The sequence below is a fragment of the Stutzerimonas stutzeri genome (genome assembly GCF_024448935.1).
GTDB lineage: Bacteria > Pseudomonadota > Gammaproteobacteria > Pseudomonadales > Pseudomonadaceae > Stutzerimonas > Stutzerimonas stutzeri_AO.
Genome location: NZ_JAMOIE010000009.1, coordinates 19,917 through 33,424, shown reverse-complemented (window position 1 = coordinate 33,424; position 13,508 = coordinate 19,917). Strand labels below are relative to the sequence as shown.

General features: G+C 63.9%; 14 protein-coding genes. All 14 read left to right on the top strand.

Features of this window, described 5'->3' with window-relative positions; all coding sequences use genetic code 11:
- Positions 1-391 precede the first annotated feature (391 nt).
- The 14 genes from NA637_RS04255 to NA637_RS04190 all read left to right on the top strand — a co-directional run bounded on the left by NA637_RS04255 (position 392) and on the right by NA637_RS04190 (position 13,476).
- Entirely contained in the window at positions 392-1,762 is a 1,371-nt protein-coding gene (locus NA637_RS04255; RefSeq protein ID WP_256071098.1) for an ABC transporter substrate-binding protein, read from the top strand.
- A gap of 55 nt (positions 1,763-1,817) precedes the next feature.
- Positions 1,818-2,738 (top strand): ABC transporter permease, encoded by a 921-nt coding sequence (locus NA637_RS04250; protein ID WP_256071097.1) that lies wholly within the window; start codon positions 1,818-1,820, stop codon positions 2,736-2,738.
- On the top strand, positions 2,735-3,607 hold the full coding sequence (locus tag NA637_RS04245) for an ABC transporter ATP-binding protein (RefSeq protein ID WP_256071096.1): 873 nt from the start codon (positions 2,735-2,737) through the stop codon (positions 3,605-3,607). Before NA637_RS04250 ends, NA637_RS04245 begins: the two co-directional genes overlap by 4 nt.
- Before the next feature lie 70 nt (positions 3,608-3,677).
- The gene (locus tag NA637_RS04240) at positions 3,678-4,421 is read left to right on the top strand and encodes a GntR family transcriptional regulator (protein WP_256071095.1); all 744 of its coding nucleotides are present in this window, start codon (positions 3,678-3,680) and stop codon (positions 4,419-4,421) included.
- A gap of 8 nt (positions 4,422-4,429) precedes the next feature.
- Positions 4,430-6,166: a fumarate reductase/succinate dehydrogenase flavoprotein subunit gene (locus NA637_RS04235; RefSeq protein WP_256071094.1), complete on the top strand. Its 1,737-nt coding sequence runs from the start codon at positions 4,430-4,432 to the stop codon at positions 6,164-6,166.
- A gap of 109 nt (positions 6,167-6,275) precedes the next feature.
- A complete protein-coding gene (locus tag NA637_RS04230) occupies positions 6,276-6,509 on the top strand; it encodes a 4Fe-4S dicluster domain-containing protein (protein WP_003296164.1) in 234 nt (77 codons plus the stop codon).
- Between the two features lie 10 nt (positions 6,510-6,519).
- Positions 6,520-7,479 carry a HEAT repeat domain-containing protein gene (locus NA637_RS04225; RefSeq protein ID WP_256071093.1) on the top strand — a complete coding sequence of 320 codons (960 nt, stop codon included), beginning with the start codon at positions 6,520-6,522 and terminating at the stop codon, positions 7,477-7,479.
- A gap of 191 nt (positions 7,480-7,670) precedes the next feature.
- Complete coding sequence (gene fdxA / locus NA637_RS04220) at positions 7,671-7,994, top strand: ferredoxin FdxA (RefSeq protein ID WP_256071092.1); 324 nt, start codon at positions 7,671-7,673, stop codon at positions 7,992-7,994.
- A 3-nt stretch (positions 7,995-7,997) separates the two neighbouring features.
- Positions 7,998-8,192, top strand: coding sequence for a hypothetical protein (locus NA637_RS04215; protein ID WP_256071091.1), 195 nt, complete (start codon positions 7,998-8,000; stop codon positions 8,190-8,192).
- A gap of 10 nt (positions 8,193-8,202) precedes the next feature.
- Positions 8,203-8,514 (top strand): gamma-butyrobetaine hydroxylase-like domain-containing protein, encoded by a 312-nt coding sequence (locus NA637_RS04210; RefSeq protein WP_256071090.1) that lies wholly within the window; start codon positions 8,203-8,205, stop codon positions 8,512-8,514.
- Positions 8,511-9,518, top strand: a complete 1,008-nt coding sequence (locus NA637_RS04205) for a YeiH family protein (RefSeq protein WP_256071089.1) — start codon at positions 8,511-8,513, stop codon at positions 9,516-9,518. Before NA637_RS04210 ends, NA637_RS04205 begins: the two co-directional genes overlap by 4 nt.
- Before the next feature lie 44 nt (positions 9,519-9,562).
- Positions 9,563-10,339, top strand: a complete 777-nt coding sequence (locus tag NA637_RS04200) for a ferredoxin--NADP reductase (protein WP_256071088.1) — start codon at positions 9,563-9,565, stop codon at positions 10,337-10,339.
- 40 nt (positions 10,340-10,379) lie between these two features.
- Positions 10,380-10,940 (top strand): c-type cytochrome, encoded by a 561-nt coding sequence (locus NA637_RS04195; RefSeq protein ID WP_256071087.1) that lies wholly within the window; start codon positions 10,380-10,382, stop codon positions 10,938-10,940.
- Positions 10,941-11,508: 568 nt separating this feature from the next.
- Positions 11,509-13,476: an AAA family ATPase gene (locus tag NA637_RS04190; protein ID WP_256071086.1), complete on the top strand. Its 1,968-nt coding sequence runs from the start codon at positions 11,509-11,511 to the stop codon at positions 13,474-13,476.
- Positions 13,477-13,508: the final 32 nt, after the last annotated feature.

The following is a 13,508-nucleotide window of genomic DNA, read 5'->3' as shown; positions in this document are numbered from 1 at the left end:
CGAAGCAGCCGACGCTTAGCAGGCCGCTCATCGGAACGGTTCGTTTCGCCCTGAGAGCGAGCCCGTCCACGACCGAGTTGTTCACGGCACGCCGTCCAGAATAGCGACCTTCGGCAAAGCAGCCGCCCGCCGTTCCCCGACTTGTTCCACTTGTTCTAAAGGCTACATCGCGCGCTGCGCCGTGCTGGGACGCTCGTAGTAAATACGCACCATAGGCGAGCGCAGCGGGTGCCTGCCTGGCCCTGACCGTACAGTCAGCAACCCCAATAAATCCATTCCCAAAACAAGGAGATAAGTCCGAACCACGGCGTTCTGGCACAGCCGGTGCACCTTCAAACACAGGCGTCATGCCCTGTTAGTACAAGTTGCTCAACCGCCAAGGTGAAGACAAATGGACAACCGGAATAGCCTGCTTACAACCTCGTTGATCGGATCGCTCATGGTCTTGAGCGGCCCTGCCGCGGCGGAAACCATCCGCGTCGGCATCGGCCATCAGAGCATGGTCACCAACACCGTTTCTGGTGGCGTCGTGCTGGAAAAGCTCGGCCTGCTGAAGCAGCACTTGCCCACGACCGGCAAATACAAGGGCGCCGATTACCAGATCGAGTTCCGCGATTACGATTCCGGCCCGCCAATCACCAATCAGATGCTGGCCGGCAAGCTCGACTTCGGCGTCATGGGCGATTACCCGCTGATCGTCAACGGCGCCAAGTTCCAGGCCACCGGTAGGCAGCAGACGCGTTTCATCGCGGTGACCGGTTATAACCTCAAGGGAACCGGTAATGGCATCGTGGTACCGGCGGCGTCTTCCGTGCAGAGTTTGCAAGATTTAGCCGGCAAGAGCCTGTCCACCCCGGTTGGTAGCGCTGCCTGGGGCATGACGCTCAAGGTGCTGCGCGACGCAGGGCTATCGGACCAGGTCACCCTGGTCAACCAGGGACCACCGGTGGGCGCCGCCAATATTGCCGCCGGCAAGATCGACGCCCACGCCGATTTCTGCCCCTGGTCGGAGATCATGGAGTTCCGTGGCACCGGCCGGAAGATCTACGACGGCAGCGAGGCCGGCATTCCTACCTTTCACGGCATCGTGGTGCGCGAAGCCTTTGCACGGAAGTACCCGGAGGTCGTCGAAGGCGTGCTCAAGGCCACGCTGGCCGCGCAGAAGTGGATCAGCGAAGACCCGATGCGCGCCGCCACCCAGGTGGCCGAGTGGACCGGCGTCGATAAAGAAGTGCTCTACCTCTATTTCAGTGACGGCGGCATCTCGACCATGGAAGCGAGCATCAAGCCGCAGTGGGTCGAGGCGATGAAGTACGACCATGGGTTGCTGCAGGAAGAAATGGATATTCCCGACCTGGATTTCGCCGCCTGGATCGACGACTCCTACCTCAAGCGCGCTTACGCGGCGTCGGACCTGGACTACGCCGCCATGGTGCAGAACGTGGTCAGCCCGGCTCCGCGCGCTCCCGGCCGCAAGCCTGCGGAGATCTGGTTCGCCGACCAGGGAGTGGTCGCCTACGACAGCGCCGCGGAGATGCTCGCCGCCGAAGAGAAGGCCAAGGCCGACGGTGCCGCCGTCTACGCCACCTACGTCTACGACAACCTCACCGGGCTGAAGCTGTTCGGCAAAGCCGCCTATCTGATCAGGGACCCGAGCGGCGAAGTCCTCGCGTTCATGAAAAAGGCTGACTCCGAGCGGCATATGGCCGAGAGCGGCGGCGTACCACTGACTGCCTCGCAACCGGTCGCGATGTTGCCCTGATCCGCGCATAGGCGCCGCAGAGCGCAAAAGCAAACCTGAGCCGAGGAGCGTAGCCATGAGTGTCAAGCCGAACCCCGTGTTCGATCCAGCCACGCCGGTGCCTGCCATAACGGTGGCACCCGCGCTGGAAGTCGCCGCCGCGCCAAGCCCGTCAGCCGAGCCCGATTCGCCCGCAGCCAACCGGCCCCGGCGGCGTCTGCCAGCCATGACCGGTCGCTATCTGGTGCGTGTCGCCGCGTTGCTGATGGCGCTGGTGATCTGGCATTTCGCCGCCAGTCGTGGCTTCAACGTCTTCATCAACTTCGAGAACGTGCCGACGCCGCTTATGGTAGGTGAGGCGCTGGTGACTCAGCTCTCCAGCGCCGAGTTCTACCTGCACATCGTCCACAGCATGGAGCGGATCGCCATTGCCTACGCCTACGCCGTGGTGCTGGGCGTGCTGGCCGGGGTGATGATGGGGCGCTCGCGTTGGGCCGAAGACATCATCCTGCCGTACATCGAGCTGTTCCGGCCGATTCCGGCGGTGGCCTGGATCCCCCTGGCGATCCTGATGTTGCCCACCGAACAGTCGAGCATCGTCTTCATCACCTTTCTCGGTGCGTTCTTCCCCATCGTCCTCAACACCGTGCACGGCGTGGAGCAGACGCCCGATGTGCTGGTCCGCGCCGCCCGCAGCCTGGGGGCAAGCAAGAAGGCCATCCTCTGGCATGTGGTGATACCTGGCGCGATGCCGAGCATTGTCGCAGGGCTGGCGATCGGCATGGGCGTGGCCTGGTTCTCCCTGCTGGCTGGCGAAATCATCAGCGGCCAGTACGGCATCGGCTATTTCACCTGGACCAGCTACACCCTGGTCAAGTACCCGGAAATCATCATCGGCATGCTCACCATCGGCGGCCTCGGCACCCTGTGCACGCTGCTCGTGCGCAAGGCCTGCGCACCGCTGCTGCACTGGCAGGCCAAAGGAGGTCGCCCATGAACACTGCCATCCAGGACAACCGCCTCGCCGTGCTCGACCACAGCCGCCTGCGCGCCAAAGCCAACAGCAAGGACGAGGGACGCGGCCATATCAGCGTGTGCAACCTGCACATCGAGTTCGACCATCAGGGCGGCAAGCGCGCCGCCGTTCAAGACGCCCAGTTGGACATCCGTCCCGGCGAGTTCGTTTGCCTGCTCGGCCCCTCAGGCTGCGGCAAGTCGACCCTGCTCAATGCCATGGCCGGGTTCGTCAGCCCAACCCGCGGTGAGCTGACCATCGACGGCAAGGGCGTCGATGCGCCGAGCCCCGACCGCGGCATGGTGTTCCAACAACACTCGCTGTTCCCCTGGAAAACCGTGCGCGACAACGTCGCCTTCGGCCCGCTGATGGCCGGCGCATCGCGCAATGAGGCGTGTGGCGTGGCCCGCACCTTTCTGTCGCTGGTTGGCCTGGCCGCCTTCGAGGACGCCTACCCCGGCACGCTGTCGGGCGGCATGCAGCAACGCGTCGGTATTGCCCGCGCGCTGGCCAACTACCCCAGCGTGCTGCTGATGGATGAGCCCTTCGGCGCGCTGGATGCGCAGACGCGAATCATGATGCAGGAGAACCTGCTGGAAATCTGGCGCGAGTTCCGCAACACCGTGGTGTTCGTTACCCACGACATCGACGAGGCGGTGTTCCTCTCCGACCGCATCGTGGTGATGAGCGCCAGCCCCGGCCGGATCATCGCCGACATCAAGGTCACCCTGCCCCGGCCGCGCGAGCAGAGCCTGCTTACCAGCGCGGCGTTCATGGACTACAAGCGCCAGTGCCTGGACCTGATCCGTCAGGAAACCCTGCGCGCCTTTCAGCAGCAGAACGGAGGCTGAACATGAGTAACCCATTCCGTTATTCGCCTGGGCTCGACATGACCTGTCATGACAGGCTGGAGCCCCAGCAATGAAAGGAACCCAACCACTCGCCCCGTGCCATTCCCCACTGCCGCTTTACGTGCAGATTCGCGATGACCTGCGGCGCAAGATTCTCGAAGGCAGCTACGTGATTCATGAGCGCCTGCCCTCGGAAAACGAGCTGATGAAGGCCTTTGGCGTCAGCCGCATCACCATTCGCCAGGCCCTCCGTGACCTGCATAACGAAGGGCTGGTGTTCAGCGCCCAAGGCAAGGGCACCTACGTCAGCAAGCCCAAAGCGGTGCAGAACGTTCAGCGCCTGCAAGGCTTCGGTGAAGCCATGGCCGCGCAAGGCTACGAGGCGACCGCACGGCTGCTGTCGATCCAAGAGCGCAAGCCACCCAAGGCGGTAGTCGCGGCACTGCATCTGCTCACCAGTGAGGAGGTGGTCGAGGTCAAGCGCGTGCGCTACCTCAACCGCGAGGCGGTGTGCGTCGAGAACAGCTACTTCCCCCTCGACATCGGCCGACGGATGTTCGGCATGGACCTGTCCGGCGACATCTTCCCGATGCTGGAAAACACCTTCGGGATTGCCCTGGGGCGGGCCGACATCAGCCTCGACGCCACCCTGGCAGACGAGGAACACCAGCACTACCTGGCGCTCAAGCCGGACGAACCCATCCTGCGCGTCGAGCGGCTGACCCACGACCGCGCCGGCCGTCCCATCGACTTCGAATACCTCTGCTACCGCGGCGACGCATTCAAATACCAGTTCCGAGTGGATCGGAAATAGGAGGCAACATGACCACTATCAACGGCATCCCAGTCATCGACACTGACGTGTTGGTCATCGGCGGCGGCACGGCCGGCCCCATGGCCGCCGTGACCGTCAAAGAGCAGGACCCGAATCTCAAGGTCATCCTGCTGGAGAAGGCCAACGTCAAACGCTCCGGCGCCATCTGCATGGGCATGGACGGGCTCAACAATGCGGTGGTCCCCGGCCACGCCACGCCCGAGCAGTACGTCAAGGAAATCACCATCGCCAATGACGGCATCGTGCACCAGCCGGCGCTGATGGCCTATGCCACTCGTTCCTTCCCGATGATCGAAAAGCTCGATTCCTGGGGCGTGCATTTCCAGAAGGACGAGACCGGCGATTACGACATGAAGAAGGTGCACCACCTGGGCACCTACGTACTGCCGATGCCGGAAGGGCACAACGTCAAGAAGATCCTCTATCGCCGCCTGCGCCGCGTACGCGTGGAGATCGAAAACCGCTTCCAGGCCACCCGCCTGCTCAAGGACCAGGACGGCAACATCGCCGGCATGATCGGCGTCAACACCCGCACCGCCGAGCCAATCATCATCCGCGCCAAGGCGGTTATCATGGCCACCGGCGCCGCCGGCCGCATCGGGCTACCGAATTCCGGTTACCTGTTCGGCACCTATGAAAACCCCGCCAACTGCGGCGACGGCCACGCCATGGCCTATCACGTGGGCGCCGACCTGGTGAACCTGGAGTGCTTCCAGGTCAACCCGCTGCTCAAGGACTACAACGGCCCCGCCTGTGCCTACGTCACCGGTCCGCTCGGCGGCTTTACCGCCAACGCCTACGGCGAGCGTTTCATCGAGTGCGACTACTGGTCCGGGCAGATGATGCTGGAGTTCTTCAAGGAGCTCGAATCCGGCACGGGACCTGTCTTCCTCAAGCTCGATCACCTGGCCGAGGAAACCATTCAGGAGATCGAAACCGTTCTGCACACCAACGAGCGTCCGACCCGTGGCCGCTTCCATGAAGGTCGCCAGGTCGACTACCGCCAGCGCATGGTGGAGATGCACATCTCCGAGATCGGCTTCTGCTCCGGGCATTCCGCCTCCGGCGTGTGGACCGACGAAACCGGCGCCACCACCGTGCCCGGACTGTATGGCGCAGGGGACATGGCCTCCGTGGCGCACAACTACATGCTCGGCGCCTTCGTCTACGGGCAGATCTGCGGTGAAAGCGCGGCCGAGTTCGTCAAGGATCGCGCTGTGCCGGTGCTCGATGAAACCTTTATCCAGGCGGAGCTGGCACGCATTCAGGCGCCCCTTAACGTCAAGGACGGCATCCCGCCCGAGCAGATGGAATACAAGGTGCGCCGCCTGGTAAATGACTACCTGCAGCCGCCGAAAGTAACCAAGAAGATGGAGATCGGCCTGGAGCGAATCATGGCCGTGCGCAACGACCTGCACATGCTCAGCGCCGCCGACCCGCACGAACTGCTCCGTGCGCTGGAGGTGCAATCGATCATCGACTGCGCCGAGATGGCTGCGCGCGCCTCCCTCTACCGCACCGAATCACGCTGGGGCCTGTACCACTACCGCGTTGATTACCCCGAGCAGGACAACACCGAGTGGTTCTACCACAGCCGCCTGTTCAAGGACGCCAACGGCCAGATGGCCCATGGCAAGCGCCCGGTCGCCGATTACATCGTCCCGCTCGGCGAGGAAAAGGATGCCTACAGCAAGCTGCGGGTGAAAAAAGCCGCCAATGCCTGACCGTAGGGGCGAATTTATTCGCCCGCCGAACCGGACATACGAGGGCGAATGAATTCGCCCCTACAAGAGCGGCCGCCGTGCCGCTCGACTGGACCCGAGGAGATAAATCATGCCCGTAGCCAACCACCGTTCTGCCGTCCCGGTCATCGTCGACGAAGACAAATGCATCGCCGAGAAGGGCTGCCGCGTCTGCATTGACGTCTGTCCGCTGGACGTCCTGTGGATCAACCCGGACACCGGCAAAGCGCACATGAAATACGACGAATGTTGGTACTGCATGCCCTGCGAGACCGACTGCCCGACCGATGCGGTCAAGGTGAACATTCCCTACCTGCTGCGCTGAGGAGCCGCTGATGAAGACTTATGACGACCCCATGCTGCAGCAGATCGCCGACAACCTTGGCTCCGACGACCCAGGCATCCGCCGCGTCGCCGTGCTCGATCTGGTCGATTGCGGCGAGCCGGAAGCCGCCGAACTGCTGATCCTGGCGCTCAACGACGAAGACCCCGCAGTGCGCCAGGAGGCCGCCAAGGTAGTCGACGAGTTCGATGCGGTGGATATCGCCGATGCATTGATCGCCGCGCTGCAGGACAGCAACGAGGTGGTGCGCAACGCCGCCGCCCATGCGCTGGCCGACTTGAAGGATCCGGCCGCCGCGCTTCCGCTGCTGGAGGCGTTGGAAGGCACGGACGACCCCTTCGTCGTGGCCGGCATCCTGCGCGCGGTCAAGCCGCTGCGTAACCCGGCGGCCCAGGCCCCGGCGCTGCAGCGCATGCAGGCGAACGATGCCGGCGTGCGCCGCGAGGCGGTCGCGGTACTCGGCTGGCTCAAACAGACCGAAAACCTCCCCGCGCTGATGGAGCGCGCCCAGCACGACAGTGATGCCGAGGTACGCCGCGCGGCTACCGGTGCGCTGGTCTACGCGACGCCCGAACAGGTCGGTCCGACACTCGTTGGCCTGCTGCGCGACGAGCACTGGCAGGTGCGCGTCGAGGCGACGGTGAGCATCGGCAAGCTCAACTACCAGGCCGCCCTGCAGTCGCTGGTCGACGCCACCCATGACAGCTTCTGGCAGGTCCGCGAAAAGGCCGTGGATTCACTCGGCAAGCTCGGTTCCATCGGTGCCATTCCGGCGCTCGGCGTCTGCGCCCGCGACCCGATGAGCAACCTGCGCAAGGCCGCCATCGGCGCGCTGGGATCCATCGGCCACAGCGACGGTCGCCCCTTCGTCGAAGCCGCCATGGACGATCCCGACCCGGATGTCCGCAAGCTGGCGCGATGGGCCATGTCCAAGCTCGACGCGGCCGCGTGATCCTTACGCCTTTTTCTTTGCACAGGATTTAAAGCCGAAACGTCACGAGCGCAGCGGGGCGGGGCGGGGCGGGGTCGCCTAGCCAAGGCGAAGGTGGCGCGCGGAAGCGGAGTTTACTGGCGGTAAATGAGCATTCCGCGCGCCACCTTCAACGCAGCATCCGCACGCACAGTAGTTTCGAGGAGGACCAAATGACCTATGTCGTTACAGAGAACTGCATCCGCTGCAAATACACCGACTGCGTTGAGGTCTGCCCGGCGGACTGCTTTCACGAGGGCCCGAACTTCCTGGTGATCAACCCGGAGACCTGCATCGACTGCAGCCTCTGTGCACCGGAATGCCCGGCCGACGCGATCTTCGCCGACAACGCGCTGCCCGCGAGCCAGAGCCACTTCATCGAACTCAACGCTGAACTGGCCGAGGTGTGGCCGGTGATCACCCAGACCAACAGCCCGCTGGCCGAGGCCGACACCTGGGTCGACCAGGGCGACAAGCTGCAGTTTCTGGAGCGCTGACCCATGCCCGAACTTGTCATGACGAGTTGGCTCAGCCGGCTCCTGCTGGGGGTGCTGATCAGCAGCGCCGCGCTGTCCGGGAGTGCCCGCCCGGTCGAGGGCTTGAGCCACTTCGTCAGAGCCCCGGAAGCGCCCGCGCTGATCGTTCCGGACGGCTACCCACCACGCCTGCCCCTCCCCTTTTTTCTGATTGGTTAAGGAGTTGCCCATGACTACCCAGATCCTGACCGCACCGCCTACTGAGATCCGCCTGCGCAAAGCGCAGAAGATGCTTGAAGTGCTCTGGCCCGATGGTGCTCGCAGCCAATTGAGCTGTCTCGCCCTGCGCAAATCCTGCGCCTGCTCCATGTGCGCCCAGGCGCAGCAACGCGGCATGCTGACGCTGATCGACGCCGATGTGGGCGTCGACCGACTGGAAGTCTCCGGTGTCGCCGGCGTCCAGCTCTACTTCAGCGACGGTCATTACCGCGGCCTCTATCCCTGGGCCTACCTGCGTGAACTGGGCGAGCGCCTGCAATGAGTACGCGCGCCCAACAACTGTTGGCCCCGCCCTTCGCCACGCTTTGCCGGCTCTATCCCGGCGCGGCGTTGTGCGCGGTGCTGGCGCTGGCCGGGCGCTTTCTTGCCGAGCATTACGGCGCGCCGGCGCTGATGCTGGTCCTGTTGCTGGGGTTCGGCTTCGCCAACCAGGGCACCGATGCGCGCATGCAGCCCGGCGTCGCCTTTTGCAGTCGGCATATTCTGCGCATCGGCGTGGCCTTGCTGGGCGCACGGATCGGTGTCGAGCAGCTGCTGGTGGTCGGTAGCCTGCCGCTATTGATGGTGCTGATCAGCGTCCCGCTGGTGATCGGTGCTGCGCTGTTGCTCGGCCGCTGGCTAGGCTTGCCGACGCTGCACAGCCTGGTGGCGGGTGTGGCGGTGGCCATCTGCGGTGTCTCGGCGGCCATCGCCGTCGCCGCCGTCATCCCCAGCGGAAGACTGGAAGATCGCCGACTGCTGGGTGTCGTCGTCGGCGTTACGGCGCTGGGCACCCTGTCGATGCTCATCTATCCGCCGCTGCTCGCCACGCTGGGTTATGACCACGTGGAAAGCGGCCTGCTGCTCGGCGCCAGCATCCATGATGTCGCACAGGCAGCCGGGGCCGGTTATCTGGTCTCGGAGTCGGCGGGTGACGTCGCCACCCTGACCAAATTGCTGCGGGTCGCGCTTCTGGCGCCACTGGTCGTGCTGCTCGGCTGGCTGCTGCGTCGCGGCGATTCCGGCCGCACCGAATTCCCGCTGTTCCTGCTCGGCTTTCTGGCGTTGTTCGGCCTGAACAGCTTCGGCTGGCTTCCGGCCGGGCTGCGTGATGGCCTGATCGCCACCTCCAATGCCTGCTTGCTGGTGACCATGGCAGCACTCGGCATGCGTACCACTCTAGGCGATCTCCTGGCCCAGGGCTGGCGGCCGATGGCGCTTCTGGCGGTGCTCAGCATCGGGCTGCTGTTGGCCGCGATGGCAATGCTGGCGATGGCCTCGCCCTGACGATTTGTTCTGCCTTGTTTTCCCTTACTGTTGGAGGATTTGTCATGGCTGCACTCGGTACCGAAAGCGTTCTCAGCGTCCGTCACTGGAACGACACGCTGTTCAGTTTCACCACCACCCGCGACCCGGCGCTGCGCTTCGAGAACGGGCATTTCGTGATGATCGGGCTCGAGGTCGAGAGCAAACCGCTGATGCGAGCCTACAGCATCGTCAGCGCCAACCACGCTGAGCACCTTGAATTTCTCAGCATCAAGGTGCCGGATGGCCCGCTGACCTCACGTCTGCAGCATCTGAAGGTCGGCGACCCACTCATCGTCAGCCGCAAGCCGGTCGGCACGCTGGTCATGCACGACCTGCGGCCCGGCAAGCATCTCTATCTGTTCGGCACCGGCACCGGTCTTGCGCCCTTCATGAGCATCGTCCGCGATCCGGAAGCCTTTGAGCGCTTCGACAAGATCGTGCTGGTGCATTGCGTGCGTCAGGTCAGTGAGTTGGCCTACCACGACTACCTGACCCATGAGCTGCCGGCGCATGAATTTCTCGGCGAAGAGGTACGCGAGAAGCTGATCTACTACCCCACCGTCACCCGCGAGCCATTCCGCAACCAAGGCCGCATCACCACCCTGGTGGAAACCGGCAAGCTCGCCGCCGACATCGGCCTGCCGCAACTGAACAAGGACAACGACAGAGCGATGCTCTGCGGCAGCCCGGCGATGCTCGAGGCGCTGACCGGCATGCTCGACGCCATGGGCTTCGAGGCCTCACCGCAGCAGGGCGAGCCCGGTGACTACGTGATCGAGCGCGCCTTTGTGGAAAAATAAAACTCCAAATCTGTAGAGCAAGCTTGCTCGCGAAGCGCCTGTGCCACCTGTTCGCGAGCAAGACATCCCGCTCAAGCCCGCCGAGCAATTCAGGCTGATCGGCAAGCCAACCCGACGCCTGGACACGCCGGCCGAGGTGGTCAACCACAGCCTGCGCCACCTCACGCCGGAGGACATCCAGGCCATGGTGGTTTACCTCAAGTCAGTGCCCGGCCAGCCGGCCGACGTCAAACGGCCCGCTGACAAGACGTTGGCGAACGAGCCACCGGCCGAGACCGAACATCCGTTGGGGCAGAAGCTGTTCGCCGATACCTGCGCCAGTTGCCACCGGTGGGACGGCAGCGGCCGCCAGAGCGACTACGCCGCGCTGCGTGGCCTGCGCACGCTGAACGATCCGAACGGCTTGAATCTGGTCCAGGTGATCCTGAAGGGCGACGCCCTCCACGGGCCAAGCGGGCACCATCTGATGCCGGCATTCAGTCGCCATTTCAATGATCGAGAAGTGTCGGCACTGAGCAATTTCATGCTCAGTCACTTCGGATCGCAGGCTGGCGACTTGGAACCGGAAACGATTGCGGAGCGACGGAACGAAGGTCACTGAATCATGCGTGCGCGACTCCGCATCGTGGAGCAGCCGATCCTGAATACCTATCATCATCTCTCGTCTGATTGATGGGTATCGTTTCGCTCAACTCCATCCTACGGCGGGTTTAGCAATCCCGGCGCGCGGCGCAGGAACGCACACTGCGGCGCTCCGTGCCACCCGGCACGGCGCCACGTCCGCGCCCTCTATGACGAAGACTAACGCACCGTGTCAGCGAAAAACTTCGCGATGGATGATCGCTTCGCACACTACGACGCGCCGAACCTGAGCGAAGGATCGACGCATAGCGAGTGCGCCGCTCCGCTTAGGTTCCCGGTCAAAGGGTCATTCGTCGCAAACAGCCCCGCCATTCGTCGCCAACCCACGCGCATGATGGCACTTGTCGTATCCTCGCCGGCTATCGGAGCCGGAGCGCCCGACTCGCAGTACGGCATATAAATCGCATCCAACACTCCCGTACTGTACCGCGCCACGCAATTGGCGCCGCGGGCTTACCCGCGAACAACTGTGGTCCGCCTAAGGCGGTTGTTTGTCGAAACATCGGGCTTCCCCGATTGGATGTGAAATGAAAACACCACGTCTGCCACACGGTCGCCGCGGCCCTGTGCTCTGCGTTTTGCTGGCGCTTGCCGTAGCCGCTTGCCTGGCGTACTGGCAATTCAAGCCCGCCGTCCCGCAAGTACCTGCCACAGGTATCGCGGCCAGCATGCTCGACGCTCTGCGGGAATCCACCGCCCCCTGGGAATCCAATCGCCAGGATCTCTCGGTATTGCTCAGCGACCTGCGCGGTAACCGTATCGCCAGTGCGGCGCTCGGTAAGGACGCCGTCTATGTCAGCCTGAACGACGGCCTGCGTTACTGGCTACCCGACCAGTCCGGTCGTGTGGCTCAGTTGCTGCTCAATCATTACGCCAGCAACGACGGCCAGTTGTTCCCGCTGACGCTGTTCGAAACCGATGGCGAGACGCCCTGGTACAAGGCGCTCGTGCCTTACGCCCCCTTCATCCTCCTGCTGGTCGGTGCGCTCAGCTACCTGGCGATCAAGAGCCAGGCCTTCCGGGTACAACGTAAAGGCAGCGGCATCAGCTTTGCCGATGTGATCGGCGCCAGCGAAGCCAAGCAGGCCCTGAGCGATGTCACCGCCTACCTGCGCGACCCCACCGCCTACGCCGCGCTGGGTGCCCGCCCGCCAAAAGGCGTGCTGCTGACCGGTGAACCCGGCACCGGCAAGACCCAGTTGGCCAAGGCGCTGGCGACCGAGTCCAACGCCAGCTTCATCCAGGTCACCGGCAGCGATTTCTCCTCGATGTACTTCGGCGTCGGCATCCAGAAGGTCAAAGCGCTGTTCCGCACCGCACGCAAGCAGGCACCGTGCATCATTTTCATCGATGAAATCGACGGCATCGGCAAGCGCGCCGAGCAGCAACGCTCCAGCGACGCCGAAAGCAACCGCATCATCAACCAGTTCCTCGCCGAGATGGACGGCTTCGACGGTGCCAGCGGCGTGCTGGTGCTGGGCGCCACCAACTTCCCCAACTCGCTGGACCCGGCCCTGGTGCGCGAAGGTCGCTTCGATCGCTCGATTGCCGTCGGCCTGCCGGGACTCAACGACCGCGAAGCGCTGTTCCGCCTGTATGCCGACAAGATCCGCGCCGAGCAGGACCTGGATTTCGCCCAGCTGGCGCGTAACAGCGTGGGCCTGACGCCCGCCGCTATTTCCTACATCGCCAACCATGCCGCCCTGCTTGCTGCACGTGGCGCCGCGAAGACGGTGACCATGGCGCATTTCGTCGACGCGGTGGAAACCTGCCGCATCGGCGAGCAACCTTCGGGTGTGACCCCCATGTCGTCCACTGACCGCAAGCGCATTGCCGTGCACGAAGCCGGTCACGCACTGGTTGCCGCTGCGCTGAAAACCGGTCGAGTAGAGAAAGTCACCATACTGCCACGCGGCCAGGCGCTGGGCGTGACACTGGTCACGCCGGTCGAAGACAAGCGTCTGCACATGGAATCCGAGCTGCGCAACCGCATCCAGATGCTGCTGGCCGGCCGGGGTGCCGAGCAGCTGTACTTCCGCGAAGTCTCCTCCGGTGCCGGCCAGGACCTGCAGGAAGCCTCGAAGATCGCGCTGTCGATGGTTGGCGCACTGGGGATGGGCCCGAACGGTTCGCTGCTGAGCTTGCAGGCGGTACGCGACGCGCACATTGAGTTCGATTCGGGCGAATCCATCCGCGCGGCGGATAACCTGCTCAAGCAGCTCGACCGCGAATGCATGGCGCTGCTGCAGCGGCTCAAACCGGCATTGGATGAAGTCGCCGACAAGCTGCTGGCCGAGGAAACCGTACTCGGCGAAGACGTCGTCGCGGCTATCGAACGCCTGCCCGAGCAGCATCACCAGGCCAGCGTCAGCTCGATCATCGGTCACGCCATGAGCAGCATCGACCGCGTCGCCGCCAGCGCCATGGAGAATGCCCCGTTCCTCGATCTGGCACCCGTGGAACAACCCGACGACGACGGCCCGGGGATGGTTTAAAAGAGGCTGGACGCTGGACGCTGGACGCTGGA